The sequence below is a fragment of the Mucilaginibacter sp. A3364 genome (assembly GCF_059690715.1).
Window position 1 is genome coordinate 794,521 of record NZ_JCAWED010000002.1, and the last position, 17,914, is coordinate 812,434.

General features: G+C 42.5%; 17 protein-coding genes and 1 tRNA gene. 11 read left to right on the forward strand and 7 right to left on the reverse strand.

Annotated features, from left to right (window positions below; genetic code table 11):
- Nucleotides 1–38 precede the first annotated feature (38 nt).
- Nucleotides 39–1,280: a site-specific integrase gene (locus tag AC59JT_RS15800; RefSeq protein WP_497400658.1), complete on the reverse strand. Its 1,242-nt coding sequence runs from the start codon at nucleotides 1,278–1,280 to the stop codon at nucleotides 39–41.
- Between the two features lie 271 nt (nucleotides 1,281–1,551).
- A tRNA-Pro gene (locus AC59JT_RS15805) sits at nucleotides 1,552–1,625 on the reverse strand.
- A gap of 239 nt (nucleotides 1,626–1,864) precedes the next feature.
- Between AC59JT_RS15805 and AC59JT_RS15810 the strand changes: the two genes are divergently transcribed.
- From AC59JT_RS15810 to AC59JT_RS15835, 6 genes are all read left to right on the forward strand, one after another.
- Nucleotides 1,865–5,446, forward strand: a complete 3,582-nt coding sequence (locus AC59JT_RS15810; protein WP_497400659.1) for a hypothetical protein — start codon at nucleotides 1,865–1,867, stop codon at nucleotides 5,444–5,446.
- Nucleotides 5,436–5,873, forward strand: coding sequence for an ATP-binding protein (locus AC59JT_RS15815; RefSeq protein WP_497400661.1), 438 nt, complete (start codon nucleotides 5,436–5,438; stop codon nucleotides 5,871–5,873). Before AC59JT_RS15810 ends, AC59JT_RS15815 begins: the two co-directional genes overlap by 11 nt.
- Entirely contained in the window at nucleotides 5,874–6,305 is a 432-nt protein-coding gene (gene ybeY, locus AC59JT_RS15820) for an rRNA maturation RNase YbeY (RefSeq protein WP_497400663.1), read from the forward strand. It abuts the gene before it with no gap.
- A 47-nt stretch (nucleotides 6,306–6,352) separates the two neighbouring features.
- Nucleotides 6,353–6,868: a glutathione peroxidase gene (locus tag AC59JT_RS15825; protein ID WP_497400667.1), complete on the forward strand. Its 516-nt coding sequence runs from the start codon at nucleotides 6,353–6,355 to the stop codon at nucleotides 6,866–6,868.
- A 140-nt stretch (nucleotides 6,869–7,008) separates the two neighbouring features.
- On the forward strand, nucleotides 7,009–7,488 hold the full coding sequence (locus tag AC59JT_RS15830; RefSeq protein ID WP_497400669.1) for a DUF4385 domain-containing protein: 480 nt from the start codon (nucleotides 7,009–7,011) through the stop codon (nucleotides 7,486–7,488).
- On the forward strand, nucleotides 7,475–7,636 hold the full coding sequence (locus tag AC59JT_RS15835) for a DUF2256 domain-containing protein (protein ID WP_497400671.1): 162 nt from the start codon (nucleotides 7,475–7,477) through the stop codon (nucleotides 7,634–7,636). Before AC59JT_RS15830 ends, AC59JT_RS15835 begins: the two co-directional genes overlap by 14 nt.
- A gap of 53 nt (nucleotides 7,637–7,689) precedes the next feature.
- On the opposite strand, the gene AC59JT_RS15840 is transcribed toward AC59JT_RS15835, so the two are convergent.
- The 4 genes from AC59JT_RS15840 to AC59JT_RS15855 form a co-directional block, all read right to left on the reverse strand.
- Nucleotides 7,690–8,460: an MlaD family protein gene (locus tag AC59JT_RS15840; RefSeq protein ID WP_497400673.1), complete on the reverse strand. Its 771-nt coding sequence runs from the start codon at nucleotides 8,458–8,460 to the stop codon at nucleotides 7,690–7,692.
- A 2-nt stretch (nucleotides 8,461–8,462) separates the two neighbouring features.
- Nucleotides 8,463–9,254: an ABC transporter ATP-binding protein gene (locus tag AC59JT_RS15845; protein ID WP_497400675.1), complete on the reverse strand. Its 792-nt coding sequence runs from the start codon at nucleotides 9,252–9,254 to the stop codon at nucleotides 8,463–8,465.
- Between the two features lie 5 nt (nucleotides 9,255–9,259).
- Nucleotides 9,260–10,039, reverse strand: a complete 780-nt coding sequence (locus AC59JT_RS15850) for an MlaE family ABC transporter permease (protein WP_497400677.1) — start codon at nucleotides 10,037–10,039, stop codon at nucleotides 9,260–9,262.
- Nucleotides 10,040–10,126: 87 nt separating this feature from the next.
- Complete coding sequence (locus tag AC59JT_RS15855; RefSeq protein WP_497400679.1) at nucleotides 10,127–10,837, reverse strand: pirin family protein; 711 nt, start codon at nucleotides 10,835–10,837, stop codon at nucleotides 10,127–10,129.
- An 88-nt stretch (nucleotides 10,838–10,925) separates the two neighbouring features.
- Between AC59JT_RS15855 and AC59JT_RS15860 the strand changes: the two genes are divergently transcribed.
- The 5 genes from AC59JT_RS15860 (at nucleotide 10,926) to AC59JT_RS15880 (ending at nucleotide 17,412) form a co-directional block, all read left to right on the forward strand.
- Nucleotides 10,926–11,582 carry an NAD(P)H-binding protein gene (locus tag AC59JT_RS15860; RefSeq protein ID WP_497400681.1) on the forward strand — a complete coding sequence of 219 codons (657 nt, stop codon included), beginning with the start codon at nucleotides 10,926–10,928 and terminating at the stop codon, nucleotides 11,580–11,582.
- Complete coding sequence (locus tag AC59JT_RS15865) at nucleotides 11,579–13,438, forward strand: ABC-F family ATP-binding cassette domain-containing protein (protein ID WP_497400684.1); 1,860 nt, start codon at nucleotides 11,579–11,581, stop codon at nucleotides 13,436–13,438. Before AC59JT_RS15860 ends, AC59JT_RS15865 begins: the two co-directional genes overlap by 4 nt.
- 10 nt (nucleotides 13,439–13,448) lie before the next feature.
- Nucleotides 13,449–13,694 (forward strand): CBU_0592 family membrane protein, encoded by a 246-nt coding sequence (locus AC59JT_RS15870; protein WP_497400686.1) that lies wholly within the window; start codon nucleotides 13,449–13,451, stop codon nucleotides 13,692–13,694.
- Nucleotides 13,695–13,790: 96 nt separating this feature from the next.
- Nucleotides 13,791–15,653 (forward strand): tRNA uridine-5-carboxymethylaminomethyl(34) synthesis enzyme MnmG, encoded by a 1,863-nt coding sequence (mnmG, locus tag AC59JT_RS15875; RefSeq protein WP_497400688.1) that lies wholly within the window; start codon nucleotides 13,791–13,793, stop codon nucleotides 15,651–15,653.
- Nucleotides 15,654–15,807: 154 nt separating this feature from the next.
- Nucleotides 15,808–17,412 carry an Ig-like domain-containing domain gene (locus AC59JT_RS15880; protein WP_497400690.1) on the forward strand — a complete coding sequence of 535 codons (1,605 nt, stop codon included), beginning with the start codon at nucleotides 15,808–15,810 and terminating at the stop codon, nucleotides 17,410–17,412.
- Here the strand turns inward: AC59JT_RS15880 and AC59JT_RS15885 are convergent.
- Nucleotides 17,399–17,914, reverse strand: coding sequence for a gamma carbonic anhydrase family protein (locus AC59JT_RS15885; RefSeq protein ID WP_497400692.1), 516 nt, complete (start codon nucleotides 17,912–17,914; stop codon nucleotides 17,399–17,401). The two genes, AC59JT_RS15880 and AC59JT_RS15885, sit on opposite strands and share 14 nt — an antisense overlap.

A 17,914-nucleotide genomic window follows, 5' to 3' on the forward strand; every position in this document is an offset into this window, starting at 1 on the left:
TTGTATAGCAAAAACACAAACTTGCTCTTTACTATCGGTTATGCCTGCTTCAGGCGTTCTCTTAAGATTTTCATATCGGTGCTAACCTTCTTTTTCTTGACTTTAGAATAGATCTGCGTTGTCCGTATGCTCGAATGTCCAAGCATTTTAGATACACTTTCCATGGGTACGCCATTCTCTAAAGTCACGGTAGTCGCAAACGTGTGCCTTGCGATGTGATAGGTTAAAGCGAAATTCAGGTTCGCCATCTTGCTGATAACTTTTAGGTAGCGATTGGTAGCCTGGTTTGAATAGATAGGAAAGACCGTACCGGTACAAGATGCCATTGGATGGCCTCTATATTTTTTAATTAGCTCGACAGCCTCCGGCAACAATAGAACATAAAATTTCTTACCCGAAAAATTAGCCGTTTTCTGCCTAACCATTTCGATCCACTTTTCGCCTTCTATATCGGTTACTAAGTGTTCACTACTTAAGTTGCATACATCCGCAAAAGCCAAACCTGTATAGCAGCTAAATACAAAAGTGTCCCTTACTATCTCTTGTCCATGAATATCAAAGTTTAAGGCTTTGATAGTTTCCAACTCCTCCAATTCCAAGCACTGCCTGTCCTTGTGGATCATGTGCCGCTCGAAACGAAGGAAGGGGTCTTTAACGATCCAATCGTTTTTAAGTGCGATGTTGATCATCTTGCGTAACCGCTCGATGTGTTTCATTACGGTGTTATTAGTACAAGGCCGTTGCCCTTTATCCGGTTCACGTTGACGCAAGTAAATTTCGAAGTCAATTATGAACTTGTAATCTAATTGGGATAAATAGATGTCCGTACGCTTTTTTCTTTTAACCAAAAACTCTTTAACATATCTCTCAGTGCTATAGTAGTTTTTCATCGTGCCTGGCTCAAGAAGCTTTTTAACCTCCGTATTATGATAGTTCATTAGAAAAAGCAATGTAGTTTGCTCTTCCTCGCCACCGCTTTCCAGAAAGGTCTTGATGCTTTCAGCAGTCAGAACTTCTTTATTGTATCTCAGGTTGTCGTAGGCTGAGTTAATTTCTGTGCGTGTTTGCCGGATCTTGTCCTGTATCTCTTTTAATTCCTTATCGGCTCCAATTACTTTTTGAAACTTGTGATCCCAGGATATTAACTTGAGGCGGCGTTTCAAAGAAATGTCGACGAACTTCTTGTTAATGGTGATTCGCACATACAAGGGGGCGATCCCTTTGCTTGCTTTATCCTTTTTTAGGAAAAAAAGGATACTGAATGAATTTGTTGTTTTCATACGCGGTTTTACTTATTTGATATTATCCCCGTCGACGCAAATACATTTTGCGATAAACGGATTAAAACACGAAATCAGTTACAAGCAACTAAGGGTTGCGAGTAAAAACGCATTGAACAATTTTACAAATTAAAAAGAGGGTGCGATATAGGGCATGTAGAAGTTTGTATTAATATGGATTACTTTGAACTATAATTTTGCAAAATCCATAAAAAAACCCTCTAAATCATACAATTTAGAGGGTTTTGATACTACTTGGTATCGCTTGTTGTCGGGATGGCAGGATTCGAACCTGCGGCCTCCACATCCCAAATGTGGCGCGATACCGGGCTACGCTACATCCCGAAAGGGCTGCAAATATATATGTTGTTGCCGCAAAACCAATAAAAACACAAGCAAATACCTGTTACTGCCTGATGTGCAGCGCATTAATTTTTATTTAATTAATCAATAGTTCATCTCCGTTTTATACTTACAGCTTTGTTTTGTGTGTAAATTAACCATTACATTATGCAATTTGCCACATAATTTATCGCATAATTTTCGTTTAAGCATTTAATGTTGGTATTTTAGTGTTTGGATACATGGCTACAAACGAAAATTATAACCTGCTCATTACCAAGATCAATACTTTCATCAGGAAGTATTACTTGAACAAGCTGCTGCGCGGCCTGATATTTTTGGGCGCGGGTATATTTTCGGCCTATGTGGTTATTACGCTGACGGAATACTTTGGTAATTTCGATACCGTTTTTCGCAGCATCCTTTTCTATGCTTTCATCCTGCTTAACCTGGCTTTAATAGCCTGGCTGGTAGTGCCGCCGTTGATGGCCTACCTTAAACTGGGTAAAACGTTAAGTCATGACGATGCCGCGCTCATTATCGGCAAGCATTTTAACGATGTGAATGATAAGCTGCTTAACACCCTGCAGCTTAAAAAACTGGCCGAAACCGACGATCGCCATCGCCAGCTGATAGAAGCCAGCATCGATCAAAAAATTGATAACCTTAAGCCGGTACGTTTCCCATCGGCTATCAATATTCGCGATAACCGCCGTTATTTAAAATGGGTGCTGGCCCCGGCTGCAGTTATTATTATCATCGCCTTCGCGGCGCCATCTATTTTAACCGAGAGTACCAAAAGGCTTATCAACCATAACAAATACTTCGCGCCGGTTGCGCCGTTTAAGTTCTTGGTGCTTAACCAATCGCTTTCGGTTGTTCAGGGCGATGACCTGCAATTGAATTTGAAACTACAGGGCGATAAGTTCCCGGCTGATGTTTATATAGAAACGGCCAATAACAGCTTTAAGTTGGATAAAGAAAATACCAGCTCGTTCCATTACCTGTTTAGCAACCTGCAGCAAAACGTAAAGTTCAGGCTGGTGGGTAATGGCTTTTCTTCGGAAGAGTATGAGGTGAAGGTAAATCTTCGCCCGTCTATCATGCACTTTGATGTAAAGTTGGATTACCCGGCTTATCTGCGCAAACAAAACGAAACCTTGGCCAATGCCGGCGATATTATCATCCCGGCAGGTACTAAAGTTACCTGGCAATTTCATACCCAAAATTCAAGCGCGCTATCATTTTATATGAACAACCGCACGCAGGCTCTGGCCCCGGTTAGCGATAACGTCTTTGAGCATACCGAGCGCGTACTTAGCAACGCTGTTTATAAACTCAACCCCGTTAATAACATGGTAAAACATACCGATTCGGTAGCTTACCGCATAAATGTTATTGCCGATGAAATGCCGGCCATTAGCGTAGAGGAAAAACCAGATTCGGTAAGCATGAAGGCCTTTTATTTTAACGGGCAGATACAGGATGACCACGGGTTTTCGGGTTTAACTTTTCATTACAAAATTAGCCCCGGGGGAAATAAGGACCGCGAGAAGGCTTTTGTAAAACCGGTTAAAGCCGATCTGGGTGCCAGCGCAACCGGCTTCTTTTTCTTTTGGAGTTTGAAGGATCTTGGTGTTAAGCCAGGCGACGAGGTTACTTACTATTTTGAAGTGGCCGATAACGACGGCGTAAGCGGCCCGAAACGCGTGCAATCGCCCGAGCGGACATTGAATATGCCGGATGCCGCCCAACTGGACGAGCAATTAAACGCAGGCACCGAAGCCGTTAAACAAAAAATACAATCGGCCAGTAAGTTAGCCGGCGAGATAGAGAAAGATGCGCAGCGCTTAAATCAGCTTTTGCTGAATAAAAACTCGCTATCCTTTGATGAAAAGAAACAACTGGAAGACCTGCTGCAAAAACGCAAGGACCTGGATAACCTGGTGAAAGAGATACAGGACGAGAATAAAAAGAACATGTTCAATCGTCGCGAAAACCAAAAACAAAGCGACGACCTGGCCGAGGAACAAAAGCAGATAGAGAAACTGCTGGATAATGTTGTAGACCCTAAAACACAGCAGCTTTTAGAGAAACTGAAAGAGCTGATGGAAGAGCGCCAAAAAGACGGCACCCGCGAGCAGCTAAGCAAAATGCAGCAGGAAAACCGCAACACCAAGCGCGAGTTTGACCGCCTGCTGGAGCTTTACAAAAAAATGGAGTTTGAGCAAAAGGTGAATCAAAACATCAACAAGCTTAATCAACTGGCCGAGAAACAGGAAAAACTGGCCCAGGAAACGAAGCTAAGCGATCAGCAAAAACCTGCCGAGCAGAATAAACAGGATCAACAAAAAGCAAGCGAGCAGAATAAAGATCAAAAGGCGGGCGAGCAAAACAAGGATCAGAAAGCCGGGGAACAGAATAAAGATCAAAAAGCTGGAGAGCAAAACAAGGATCAAAAGGCCGGAGAGCAGAATAAAGATCAGAAAGCGGGCGAACAAAATAAAGATCAGAAAGCCGGTGATCAAAACAAGCAAGATCAGCAAAAAGCGGGCGAGCAGGGCAAAGATCAGCAACAGCAAAAACTGGAGCAGGAGCAGCAAAAGTTGAATAAGGAGTTTGAGGATATTGCCAAATCACTGGAGCAATTGGCCAAGGATGCGGAGAAAGACAACAAGCAGGATTTTAAAAACCCCGAGCGCGAAGAGGATAGTATTCAGGAAGAAATGAAGAACAGCTCGGAGCAATTGAAAAAAAATCAAAAGCAAAAAGCATCACAGTCGCAGCAGCAATCTGCGAAGCAAATGAAGCAGTTGGCACAAAAAATGCAAGAGGAGCAGCAAGAAGGCGAAGAACAGGAAAATGAAGTAAATATTAAACAGCTGCGCGAATTGTTAAAAAGTTTGGTAAATAGCTCGTTCACACAGGAAAAGGTAATGGAAACGCTGAAAGGCACCAGCACTGTAGACCCTAATTATGTTACCCTGGCACAAACTCAGAAAACCATAAAGGATAACCTGAAAACGGCGGAAGATAGCCTGTATGCGCTAAGCAAACGCATCCCGCAAATTGAGGCTACAGTTACGCGCGAACTGGCATCAATTAATACAAGAATTGATCAGGCCCTTGAAAGTTTGGGCGAACGCCGTACCTTTGAGGCCAACCGAAGCCAACAATACGCAATGACCTCCATGAATAACCTTGCCCTGATGCTTAGCGAAGCATTGAATAACATGCAGGACAAGATGAGTCAGAAAAAAGGCAAGGGTAAACCTAAGCCGTCTATGCAGCAGTTATCAAAAATGCAGCAGCAGCTTAATCAAAACATGGAACAAATGCGGCAGCAAATGCAGCAACAGGGTAATAAAGGCCAAACACCTCAGCAGCGCAGCCAGCAAAGCGAACAGTTTGCCCGGATGGCCCGCGAGCAGCAAATGATACGCCAGCAAATGGAGCAGCTGAGCCGAGAGGACAGTAAAAATGGCGGTACCGGTGTAAAAAATGCCGATAAAATATCGCAACAAATGGAACAAACTGAGAATGATCTCGTAAACAGGAGAATAACGGATGATGCTTTAAAGCGTCAGCAGCAAATTCAAAGCCGCCTGTTAGAAGCCGAAAAGGCTGAACAGGAACGAGAGCAGGATCAGAAACGTGAGGGCCACGCGGGCAAAGATATGCCACCGGGATATATAAAAGCGCTGCAGGATTATCAGCAGGCTAAGGACAAGCAGACCGAGCAGATACGCACGGTTACTCCGGCGCTCAATTTATATTATAAGAAAAAGATTAGATCATATTTCGATCAACTTAATGGAAAGTAATACGATGGAACATGCCCCTATTCAAACTACCGATCTATATACACTACAGCTTGCATCTACGCCCGAAAGCATAACGCAGCTGGAAACGTTGATCGAGGAAATTGCAGATAAACACCATGTGGCCGATGATACCTTTGCCAACATGATGACCTGCCTGAATGAAGTGGTTACTAACGCTATTATTCACGGCAATAAATCAAACCCTGATAAAAAAGTAATTGTTAACGCCGAAGTTGACCATAAACGCGCCGTGTGGACAGTTACTGATGAAGGCGATGGCTTTGACTATGTACACCTTGCCGACCCAACCGCACCCGAAAACCTTGAAAACTTAACCGGTCGTGGCGTATTTATTGTTAAACAACTGGCAGACCAATGCGTATTTAACGCCAAAGGTAACGAGGTTGAACTGCTATTTAAATACTAAATGCCTGCTATACAGTTTTTTGAGGAAGACGTAACCTATAAACTTAAAAACAAAACCGCCGTGCGCCAATGGATAAAAGATACCATTGTAGCCGAAGGCTTTAAATTGCGCGAGCTTACGTTTGTTTTTTGTTCGGACGATTACCTGTTGAAGATCAACCAGGAGTACCTGGATCATGATACCTATACGGATATTATCACCTTTGATAATAGTGAAGATGAAGGCATTATTGTGGGCGATATTTTTATATCCATCCCCCGTATTATAGAGAATGCCACCAAGTTTAATGTAACAATTGCACACGAATTACACCGCGTTATTATACACGGCACTTTGCATTTGCTTGGTTATAAGGACAAAAGCCCTGTCGAGAAGAAAAAAATGACAGAAAAAGAAGATGAGTATTTAGCTAAAAGCAACCTAAATAGCTAATTTTACGTAGTTCATCAAAACAACAAACTCATTAGCACCAATAAATCATGAAAGTATTAGCACTTGTATTATCATTGCTGTTTTTTACAGCACCGGCAACCTCTGTTTACGAGTTTAAATTGCAAACCATAGACGGTAAAAACTTTAACCTTAAAAAATTTAAAGGGAAAAAAGTATTGATCGTTAACACGGCTTCAAAATGCGGATTTACCAAACAATACGCCGATCTGCAAAAACTTGCCGACCAATATAAAGGCAAACTGGTTGTAGTTGGTTTCCCAGCTAACAACTTTGGCGGCCAGGAGCCGGGTACTAACCAGGATATTAAAACTTTTTGTCATGATAACTTCGCGGTTACCTTCCCGATGAGCGGCAAAGTGAGCGTTAAAGGTTTGGATATCGACCCATTATTTCAATACTTAACCACTGCCGATAACCCTGATTTTACAGGCGAAGTAAAATGGAATTTTGAGAAGTTTTTAATTGACGAGAATGGTAAACTGATCCACCGTTACCGCTCGGCAGTTACGCCATTGGATAAAGCGATAACTGATAATATTTAACATCCTCAAAAACATCATGTCTTTTCTAGCTATGCTCGGATGACATGAGGGTATAAAAAAGCGCTACCGTAAACCGGTAGCGCTTTTTTTGCGGGTACTGATCTTAAAGAACTTTTAGCCATGCAACCTGTTCTTACCATATGGACCGCCCAAGCTATTTGAACTTTGATATAGACAAATATCCCTGGAAACCGGGTATCAATTACCGCCAGCATCCCGAGCTTTATAGCGTGGGCAAAGGCGAGCAAGGTGTGTTGATCTGCGAACCTTATAAAAGTGAGATAGGGCGGTATTGGCGATTTAAAACCAAAACGATAGCCGAAGAAAGCAGCGAGAAAATACTAGCCATGTTTCATAACTATTTGCAATTGGAGGATTTTGTGGGAGCAGATATGGCACGAAAGTATTTGCAAATGGGTTATACCCGTGCCCGGCGATATGCCAACTACAAAGGCGGCAAAAAATATGACGAAACCGATAACTACCGTCAGCTGGAACGTGGTACCGGCGATCCGGAGAAAGCCGAAGCTGCAGCCATCTTTTACAAAAAATATAAAGATGCTGAAGCTAATAAAACCTACGCTGCTATGAAAAAACAATGGAAACATGAAAGGGGTTAAAACGCAGGACCTGCCGAAAAAGCTATGCGCAGTTTGTGGACGGCCCTTCGCCTGGCGCAAGAAATGGGAAAAGATTTGGAATGAGGTAAAATATTGCTCGGACAAGTGCCGAAGCAACAACAGTTATAAGGCCTCAAACGATATATAAATAAAAAAGCACCTTAAGTAGGTGCTTTTTTATTTTAATGAGTAATGAACTCGTTATTCCTTAGCTTTTTTAGCTGCTTCCTTAGCGGCCTTTTCTTTAGCTTTTTTTATCGAATCCTGTTTAGCTTTCTCGGCTTTCTTCTTCTTGTTGAAAAAGCCTTTCAGCAGGAAGTTGCTCTGTGCCGCTTTCAGGTCCTCGTTAAGGGTATTGGTTGTGGCATGTACGGATTTGATGGTTTGCTTAGCCGCTACTACGGTGTGTTCCATATCATCAGCCATTTTGTTACTATTTAGCAAGCGGCCCAAACTACCCTGACCTTTGTTTATCTTTCCCACAATTTGCGACAGGTTATCGATCAAACTTTCGGTGCTGCCGGCCATACGGGTTAGGCGGCCCATAATTTTATCCATATCCATGGGATTAACAGCGCCTATCATGTCGCCGTCTTTTACAGTTTCGGTAGTGTTGGCACCCCCGGGCATTACCACGATCAGCTTATCGCCCATTAAACCATCGCTGCCGATGCTCAGGCGCGCATCTTTTTTGATGAATTTTTTTACGTCATCATCAATCATTACGGTTACTTTAACCGAGGTATCGTTCTGGATAGCAATATCATCCACCACACCTATGTTAATCCCCGCCAGGCGCACATTATTGCCGGCCTGCAGGCCATTTACATTGTTAAACGTACCACTAACGTGAATGGTAGAACTGAACAGGTTTTTTTGGTTGCCGATAAAAAATATGACAGCAATTAATATGAGCAGCCCGATAAGGGTAAACAGCCCGATTTTTATGCGTTGCGATGAAGTAGTTTTCATGGTTATATATCCTTAAAGTATGCTTTTACAAATTCTTCTTTTGATTTTGACAGCTCGTCAAAACTGCCTTCGGCGATGTATTCGCCCTCGTTCATGATCACCACCCGGTCTGAAACAATTCGGGCGCAATCCATATCATGGGTAATAATTAGTGAGGTAATTTTATATTTCTTCTGCATTTGCAGCATTAGTTCGCTTATCTCGCGGGATGTGATAGGGTCCAGGCCCGTTGTAGGCTCGTCGTAAAGCATTATTTCAGGTTTTACGATCAATGTCCTGGCCAGGCCAATACGTTTGCGCATACCGCCCGAAAGGTCAGCAGGCATCTTTTCGGCAGCATCCGCCAGGCCCACGCCTTCCAGCACTTCTTTTACGCGGTCGTCCAGTTCTTTTTGGTCGGTTATTCTTAAAACGCGGGTTAATGGGAATTCTAAATTCTCACGTACGGTCATCGAATCATACAACGCGCCACTTTGAAAAAGGAAACCTATTTTGGTACGCAATTCTTTCAGTTCCTTTTCATCCATTTCGGCTACCTCGTCACCAAAAACTTTGAGTGTGCCTGCATCCGGGGTTAGCATGCCCACAATGCATTGTATGGTAACCGATTTGCCCTGGCCCGAGCGGCCCAGCACCACCACGTTCTCGCCACGTTTTACCGTAAGGTTTATATCCTTCAGCACGTCTTTGGTACCGAATGATTTTTTGAGACCTTTTATCTCGATAACCACTTCGTTATTATCCCTTGTTGCAGGGTTTTCCTGTTCAGCTATTTCTTGCTTTTCTTTTTCCATAAAAATTAGCTGTAAAACAATAAACTGGTTATTTGCACCGCAATAGCATCTATCACAAAGATCCAAAGCGAAGCAGTTACTACCGCCGAGTTGGCCGATACGCCCACGCTGGCTGTACCTTTTTCAGAATTAACACCCTTATAACATCCTACAAAACCTATCGCGAAGCCAAAAAATATGGTTTTCACAACGGCGGGAACAAAGTCTGTAAAATCTAAAGAAGCGATAACCTTACGGGCGTAAAGTGAAAGACTGATATGATCTGTAAGGTTAAGCGCCAGGTAGCCGCCAATCATGCCAATAACATCGCCCATAAGCGATAGTATGGGCACCATTAAGGTGACGGCCAATATGCGGGTAACTACTAAATATTGTGTGGGGTTGGCGCCTGATACCTCCATGGCGTCGAGCTGTTCAGTAACTTTCATACTGCCCAGCTCGGCGCCTATGCTTGAGGCTATTTTACCGGCACAAATAATGGCGATAATTACAGGGCCAATTTCGCGAACGAAGGATACGGCAAGGGTTTTGGGCAGCATACTGGCCGCGCCAAAATCAACCAATGTTGGGCGCAATTGCAGGATAAGCACCACGCCCATAATGAACGAGGTAAGGCCAACCAGCATTAACGACCGGTATCCTATCTCGTAACATTGCCTTATAAATTCGTTCCACTCAAAGCCGCCAACAAATATGTTGCGCACAAAGCGGCCAAAAAAGGCAACCTGCTCACCTATATCCGCCAGGTATTTTTTCCATCCGGGTATTACTACTTCGTCTGCCATGGGTTTGTTATTTAAAGTACTAACAACAAAGTTTTAGTGAATTGTTTTTAGTCCACTAAAACTTATACCAGGCAACAGGTCGGCAATTTACGACATGGGTACGTCTATGATCAGCAATTTTGTATCTGCCTGGATATCAATAGTTATTGAACTGGTATCTGTAACACCCAATGCGTCTTTTTTGTTTAGTGTTTGGCCATCTATTTTTACAGCCCCCTCTAAAACAAATAAATAAGCCCCATTTCCATCCCGGCTAATGTTGTAGTTGACCTGATGACCTGCATCAAAATTACCCATGCTAAAGGTGGCATCCTGGTTTATCCATAACGCGTCTCCATCTTTATCGGGCGATACCAGGATTAATAGTTCGTTCTGTTTAAAATCGTTTACAAAACTTTTCTGATCATACCTTGGTTCGATATTTCTGAACTTAGGGAATAGCCAAATTTGCAATGTATTAGCCGCCTCGGTACGCGAATGGTTATATTCTGAGTGCTCCACACCCGTACCGGCAGACATTACCTGCACTTCCCCGGCATTGATAACACCTTTGTTGCCCATGCTATCTTTATGCTCTAAAGCACCGCTAAGCGGGATGGTGATGATCTCCATATTATCATGCGGATGCGTACCAAAGCCCATGCCTCCTGCAATAATATCGTCATTTAAAACGCGCAGCGCACCAAAATGCACTTTATCAGGGTTATAGTACGAGGCGAAGCTGAATGAGAAATTTGCTTTTAACCATCCGTGGTCGGCAGTGCCCCGCTCATTGGCAGGGTAAAAAATACTTTTCATGATCTGTTCCTTAATTTACATGTTTAAACATACAATAGTTATTCCAATAATTTATATTGTGTATTTTTGCCCCAAATTTATCTTTTAAGTGGCGAGGAAAGCAATTATTGTAGGCGCAAGCGGACTTATTGGCAGTAAACTGTTAGACATACTGACGGCGAAGCATGATTATGCCGAAATAGTTAGCCTGGCGCGTCGCAAAAAGCGATTAAGTCATAAGCGCTTAACGCAGGAGTTGATAGATTTTGACAAGCCTGAAGAGTTTGCCCATTTGGTTGATGGTGATGTGATGTTTTATTGTATGGGTACCACCCGCAAAAAAACACCCGACCTGGATGAATACCGGAAGATAGATCATGACTACGCCGTACGCTTTGCTGAGATTGCTGAACAGAATGGTGTGGAGCAGTTTCATTTGGTGTCGGCAGTCGGAGCTAATGCAGGGTCGTCAAACTTTTATTTAAAAATTAAGGGCGAGACGGAGCAGGATGTGATCAATGCAGGTATTAAAAGTTTGCATATCTATCAGCCATCTTTACTTACCGGTCGCACGCGTAAAAAAAGATTTGGCGAGGGACTGGCCGCGTTATTGATGAAAATTGTCAACCCGTTTTTACTGGGTAGATTGGCTAAGTACAGAAGTATTGATGCTGGCAAGGTTGCCATTGGCATGTATAAAAAATCATTGAGCAGCACATCGGGCGTGCATGTTTATACTACAGATATTATAAAGAAGATTAAGTGAGTACATATCTATCGGCCGAAAATTTAGGCCATCATTTTCACGACAACTGGTTATTTAAAAACCTTACACTAGGCATAAACCGCGGCAGACGCGTTGCCCTGGTGGGGATAAACGGTGCCGGTAAGTCGACCCTATTAAAATTATTGGCCGGACAATTTTTGCCTAACGAGGGCAAGGTTGTTCAAACCAAGGACCTGCGCATGGGCTACCTGGAACAGGATCCGCACTTTAAGGATGCTGTTACCATAAGCGATTATATTTTCCATGCCGATAACGTGCAACAGCAGGCCATCCGTAAATATGAGGAATTGCTGGAAAACGACCCTGAAAATGCCGACGCTTTAAATAAGGTAATGGAAGAGTTGAGCGAGGTTGATGCCTGGGAATATGAGTATAAGATCAAAACCATTTTGGGTAGATTGGACATTCATCATCTAAACCAAACTATTACTACCCTATCGGGCGGTCAAAAGAAACGTTTGGCTTTGGCTAAGCTTTTAATTGACGACCCGGAGTTGTACATACTCGATGAGCCTACCAACCATTTGGACATTGACACTATTGAGTGGCTAGAGAAATTACTGACCGAAGGATCAAAAACCATCATTATGGTTACGCACGACAGGTATTTTCTGGATAATGTGTGTAACGAGATATTGGAGCTTGATCGCGGTAAGATCATACCCTACGTAGGTAACTACGGATATTACCTTGAGCGTAAAGCCGAACGTGAAGCATCTGACGAAGCATCATTTCAAAAGAACAGCAATTTATTGCGTAAAGAATTGGAATGGATGCGCCGCCAGCCTAAAGCCCGTGGTACCAAATCAAAAGCCCGTATAGACGCGTTTTACGAATTGGAAGATAAAACCAAAAACCGCGGCACTAAACAAACTGTGGAACTGAGCGTGAAAACATCCCGCCAGGGCAACAAGATCATGGAGCTGCATGATATAAGCAAGGCTTTTAGCGGTAATACTTTTACCAATCACTTTAGTTATGTATTTAAAAAAGGTGATAGAATTGGTTTAGCGGGTAAAAACGGCAGCGGTAAATCAACCCTGTTAAATATGATAACCGGCAATTTACAGCCGGATAGTGGCCATATTGAAACCGGTGAAACTACGGTATTGGGTTATTTCCATCAATCGGGAATTACTTTTAAGGAGGATGACCGTGTTATTGATGTGGTGAAAAACGTAGCAGAGTTTATCACGATGGCTGATGGTAAGATGATCTCGGCATCGGCATTGCTTACGCTGTTCCTGTTCCCTCCTGCCAAGCAATATGGTTTTATATCGAAACTAAGCGGTGGCGAGAAAAAACGTTTGCAGTTAATGCACATCCTGATGAAGAACCCGAACTTCCTGATACTGGATGAGCCTACAAACGACCTGGATATTGATACGCTGAATGTGCTGGAAGAGTTTTTGACTACCTATCCTGGTGTATTGATGATCGTATCGCACGATAGATATTTGTTGGATAAGCTAACCGATCAGTTATTTATTGTAGAAGGTGGCGGTATCGTTAGGGTTTACAATGGCAATTATTCTTCGTTCCGTATAGAACAGGAAGAGGAAAAACAACAAGGTAAAAAGGAAAGTACGCCTACTCCTGTTACCAGCCCAGCTGCTACACCTGCCAAAAATAAGCTAAGCTTTAAAGAGCAAAAGGAGTTAGAAACTCTGGATAAAGACATAGCGGCTTTAGAAACTGAGATCAAAAAGCTAAACGATGAGCTACATTCGGGCAGTTTAGGTAATGATGATATTATCAAAACATCAGAAAAAGTTGGTGTGTTAACTAGCCAGTTGGATGATAAAACCATGCGTTGGATCGAACTAAGCGAATAATTATAAGGCCATGAAGACATCAGATATTATAGCATCCCTCGGAGTAATTATATTACTGGTGGCTTTTTTGCTTAATTTATATAAGAAAATACCTGCCAATAGCAGACCATATACCGCTATGAATTTTATAGGTGCTGCTTTGTGTGGGTTCTCATCATACCTGATCAGCTTCTATCCTTTCGTGGTTTTAGAGAGTATATGGGCTGGTTTTGCGCTGGTGTCATTCTTTAAAGTTCCACGTGGAACATCGAAATAGAATATAAATAAGACTGTTCCACGTGGAACTTTTGCCAAGAGTTAACCCTCTATAAAAGAAATATTAGAATGTTCCACGTGGAACATGGAGGTAAAAATGTTTAAGAAATACGATATAATAGTTGTAGGTGCAGGCCATGCGGGTTGCGAAGCAGCGGCAGCGGCAGCTAACTTAGGTTCATCAGTATTGCTAGTCACCATGAACATGGGCACTATAGCACAGATGAGCTGTAACCCTGCCATGGGCGGTGTAGCCAAAGGGCAAATAGTACGGGAGATTGATGCCTTGGGCGGACACTCAGGTATTATCACGGATAAAACTTCCTTACAGTTTAGGATGCTTAACCTATCTAAAGGCCCCGCCATGTGGAGTCCAAGAGCGCAAAGCGACCGCATGAAGTTTGCCGAAGAATGGCGCTTAGCTTTAGAGCGTACTGAAAATCTCGACATATGGCAGGACATGGTAAGCTCGCTATTGGTAAGCAATGGGACTGTTAAAGGTGTACGTACCTCGCTCGGTATCGAGATAGAATCAGACGCCGTAGTATTGACCAATGGTACTTTCTTAAATGGCTTGATACATATCGGCGAGAAAAGATTTGGCGGCGGCCGTACCGCAGAGAAAGCTGCCACAGGAATTACCGAGCAATTAGTAACCCTCGGCTTCGAAGCTGGCCGCATGAAAACCGGTACCCCACCCCGCATTGATGGTCGTAGCTTAAACTACAGCCTGATGGAAGAACAATGGGGTGATGCAGAACGTGGTCGTTTTTCATACATCGATGTAGAAGGTATAAAAGAACAACGTTGCTGCTGGATAACCTATACTAACCCTAATGTACATGAAACTTTAAAGGAAGGCTTTGAAAAGTCGCCGATGTTTACGGGTAGAATTAAGGGTTTAGGGCCACGTTATTGCCCTTCTATCGAAGATAAAATTAACCGCTTTGCTGAACGCGACCGTCACCAAATATTTGTAGAACCGGAAGGCCTACATAGTGTAGAGATGTATGTAAATGGATTCTCTACATCATTGCCTGAGGACGTTCAATACAAAGCTTTGATCCAAATCCCGGGATTTGAGAACGCCAAAATGTTCCGTCCGGGTTATGCGATAGAGTATGATTACTTCCCACCTACCCAGTTAGGTTTGACTTTAGAAACCAAACTGATCAGCAATCTGTATTTCGCCGGCCAGATAAATGGTACCACCGGTTATGAGGAAGCAGCGTCGCAAGGCTTCATAGCCGGTATTAATGCGCACCAAAAACTGAAGGATAAACATGAACTGATCATGAAAAGATCAGAATCATACATCGGTGTATTGATAGATGACCTGGTGACTAAAGGCACCGAAGAGCCTTACCGCATGTTTACTTCGCGTGCTGAACATCGTTTACTGCTCCGCCAGGATAACGCTGATATCCGCCTAAGCCCTATCGGCCATGAGCTCGGCTTGATCAGCGATGAGCGTTTAGATAAAGTAAAACAGAAAGTAAAAAACTCTGATGATATAGTTGCGTTCACCCGCACTAAAAGTGTTGAACAAAACGTTGTAAACCCGTTGCTTGACGAGTTGGGAACCAGCGCGGTATCGCAGGCTACCCGTTTGTTTAATTTAGTTAGCCGGCCACAGGTAGCCATAAATGATCTGAAACGTGTTGACGAAGTACTGGCCAATTACTTATCAGCCTTTGATAAAGAAACAATTGAGCAGGCCGAGATCAAAATAAAATACGAAGCTTATTTTGAAAAAGAGCTTGACATTGTAGAGCGGATGAAAAAAATGGAGGACAAAGAAATTAATCCCGATTTTAATTATCAGCAAATGCAATCACTGTCAAAAGAAGCGCGCGAAAAACTAATGAAGATAAAACCGCGCACTTTGGGCCAGGCATCAAGGATCTCGGGCGTTTCACCGTCGGATATCTCTGTAATTATGGTTCATTTAACAAAATAGTATATAAATTATTGATTATCAAGTAATTATAAAATATTTGATTTAAGGCGATATTTTAAAATCCGAATGATAATCATCATAAAAACTAAAAAAACGTTTATTTCGCTTAAAAATGGGGTTAAATAAAAAACGGTCGATTTTTACAAAAATATTGATGCTACTTTCGGCCATTTTGCTGGTAATGGGCTGCGCGGTACAACAAAAGCCGGAAGGCGGTCCGCGCGACAAGACCCCGCCCAAATTGCTCAAGCAAAATCCCAAAAACGAAACCCGCAATTTTAAGGCGAAAGAAATTGAAATGGAATTTGACGAGTACTTTAAACTCACCAATCAATTCCAGGAAATTACCATTACCCCTAATATTGAAAAGTTACCGGAATTTAAAGTCCGCCAAAAAAGACTGATCGTTGAGTTTAACGACACGCTATTAAAAAACACAACCTACGTCATCAACTTTGGTAAGGCCATCCAGGATGTAAACGAATCAAACATCCTGAAAAATTTCACTTATGTTTTTTCAACGGGCGATCATATTGACTCCTTAAGCATATCGGGAAAGGTTGTCGATAACCAAACGCAGAAGCCCGAAAAGGAAGTTACCGTGATGTTGTTTACGCCGCAACAGGATTCCCTGCTTTTTGGTAAAAAGAAACCGGGCATTTTCACGTCCACTGATTCGGCCGGTAATTTTAAATTGAGTAATTTAAAAGAAGGCACTTATAAAATCTACGCGCTGAAAGAAGTAGCCAATGATAAGATATACAATAACGATAACGAGTTAATTGCATTCACCAATAAACCAATCGTATTAAAAAAAGATACGGCCAACATACAGCTAAAACTGTTTAAGCAAATCCCACCGGTAATACGTTTTACCGAGCGCAGGTTTGATAATATTGGCGCCATGTCGTTTATCCTAAATAAGGGCATTAACAAACCCAAAGCCCGAATTATAGAGCCACAAGGACTGGATGCTCAGAAAATAACAGAGTATAGCCGACGTGGGGATAGTATTCTGATCTATTCAAAAAACCTGGATTTTGACTCGGTTAAAGTCGAATTTTCTGAGAATAATATAGCGTTTGATACGATTACGCTCCGCAAAGCCAGGCGCGAAACTTTTACGCGGAACGTAGGCTTAGCGTATAATTTTAACAAAGGGTCGTCATTGCTTAAACCGGGATCTGATCTCCACTTTAGGTCTAATATTCCTATTCAATCTATTGATCAGTCTTTAATGACTTTAACCGAAGATTCTACTTCTGTTAGTTTCACTTTACAAAAAGATACCGGTAATACGAAAGGTTATACATTAAAGTATCGGTTTAAGCCCCGCGTACAATACAACATCATTTTCGAACCCGGGGCCATTACGACTATATATGGCGAAAAGAATAAACGCCTGGTGCAGAAATTTACACAAGATAAAGAAGACAATTACAGCAACCTGGCTTTAAAAGTTACATTGCCTGACGAAACAAAGGCCTATGTAGTTGAAATACTGGATGCTACAAAAACGATATTGCGTAGCGACCCCATTACCAAAAGCGGTATTCTAAACTACAAGGGTTACCTGGCCGCTAAATACACCATACAGGTAGTTTACGATAGCAACCGAAATGGCAAATGGGATAGCGGTAGCATTAAAGAAGTGCGACAACCCGAGAACATTTGGACAGCCGATAAGGAAATGACGCTACGTGCCAACTGGGATGTAGAAGAGGCTATAACAGTACCTAAAGAAGTTATTGCTCCTTAAACCAACCCGAATACATAACATAATTATCCGGCAGGCGATCAAGCATAGCGCGTTGATCGTCTGTTAATGGTTTTATTTTTTTTGCGGGGGTACCGGCATATAAATAACCTGATTCGCAGATGGTTCTCTCTAATACAACTGAACCTGCCCCTATAATTACATATTCTTCCACCACGGCATTGTCCATTACGATAGCACCCATACCTACCAAGGTATGATCATGTAATTTGCAGCCATGTACCAATGCGTTGTGGCCTATAGAAACATAGTTACCAATATCTGTAGCAGCGCCATTGTATGTACAGTGAATTACTGCGCCATCTTGTATGTTTGAATTGTTGCCTATATTAATATAATTTACATCCCCACGAATCACCGCGTTGAACCACACAGAGCAATTATTACCCATTACCACATCGCCAACAATGGTAGCGTTAGGTGCTATGAAACAATCGGTTCCCCAGGTTGGGTTTTTATCTTTAACGGGTAGGATTACGGGCAT

Excerpts from the sequence above, each read along its gene's own strand:
- AC59JT_RS15800 (WP_497400658.1), bottom strand. The coding sequence starts at position 1,280 with ATGAAAACAACAAATTCATTCAGTATCCTTTTTTTCCTAAAAAAGGAT.
- AC59JT_RS15810 (WP_497400659.1), top strand. The coding sequence starts at position 1,865 with ATGGCTACAAACGAAAATTATAACCTGCTCATTACCAAGATCAATACT.
- AC59JT_RS15815 (WP_497400661.1), top strand. The coding sequence starts at position 5,436 with ATGGAAAGTAATACGATGGAACATGCCCCTATTCAAACTACCGATCTA.
- ybeY (WP_497400663.1), top strand. The coding sequence starts at position 5,874 with ATGCCTGCTATACAGTTTTTTGAGGAAGACGTAACCTATAAACTTAAA.
- AC59JT_RS15825 (WP_497400667.1), top strand. The coding sequence starts at position 6,353 with ATGAAAGTATTAGCACTTGTATTATCATTGCTGTTTTTTACAGCACCG.
- AC59JT_RS15830 (WP_497400669.1), top strand. The coding sequence starts at position 7,009 with ATGGACCGCCCAAGCTATTTGAACTTTGATATAGACAAATATCCCTGG.
- AC59JT_RS15835 (WP_497400671.1), top strand. The coding sequence starts at position 7,475 with ATGAAAGGGGTTAAAACGCAGGACCTGCCGAAAAAGCTATGCGCAGTT.
- AC59JT_RS15840 (WP_497400673.1), bottom strand. The coding sequence starts at position 8,460 with ATGAAAACTACTTCATCGCAACGCATAAAAATCGGGCTGTTTACCCTT.
- AC59JT_RS15845 (WP_497400675.1), bottom strand. The coding sequence starts at position 9,254 with ATGGAAAAAGAAAAGCAAGAAATAGCTGAACAGGAAAACCCTGCAACA.
- AC59JT_RS15850 (WP_497400677.1), bottom strand. The coding sequence starts at position 10,039 with ATGGCAGACGAAGTAGTAATACCCGGATGGAAAAAATACCTGGCGGAT.
- AC59JT_RS15855 (WP_497400679.1), bottom strand. The coding sequence starts at position 10,837 with ATGAAAAGTATTTTTTACCCTGCCAATGAGCGGGGCACTGCCGACCAC.
- AC59JT_RS15870 (WP_497400686.1), top strand. The coding sequence starts at position 13,449 with ATGAAGACATCAGATATTATAGCATCCCTCGGAGTAATTATATTACTG.
- mnmG (WP_497400688.1), top strand. The coding sequence starts at position 13,791 with ATGTTTAAGAAATACGATATAATAGTTGTAGGTGCAGGCCATGCGGGT.
- AC59JT_RS15880 (WP_497400690.1), top strand. The coding sequence starts at position 15,808 with ATGCTACTTTCGGCCATTTTGCTGGTAATGGGCTGCGCGGTACAACAA.
- AC59JT_RS15885 (WP_497400692.1), bottom strand. The coding sequence starts at position 17,914 with ATGCCCGTAATCCTACCCGTTAAAGATAAAAACCCAACCTGGGGAACC.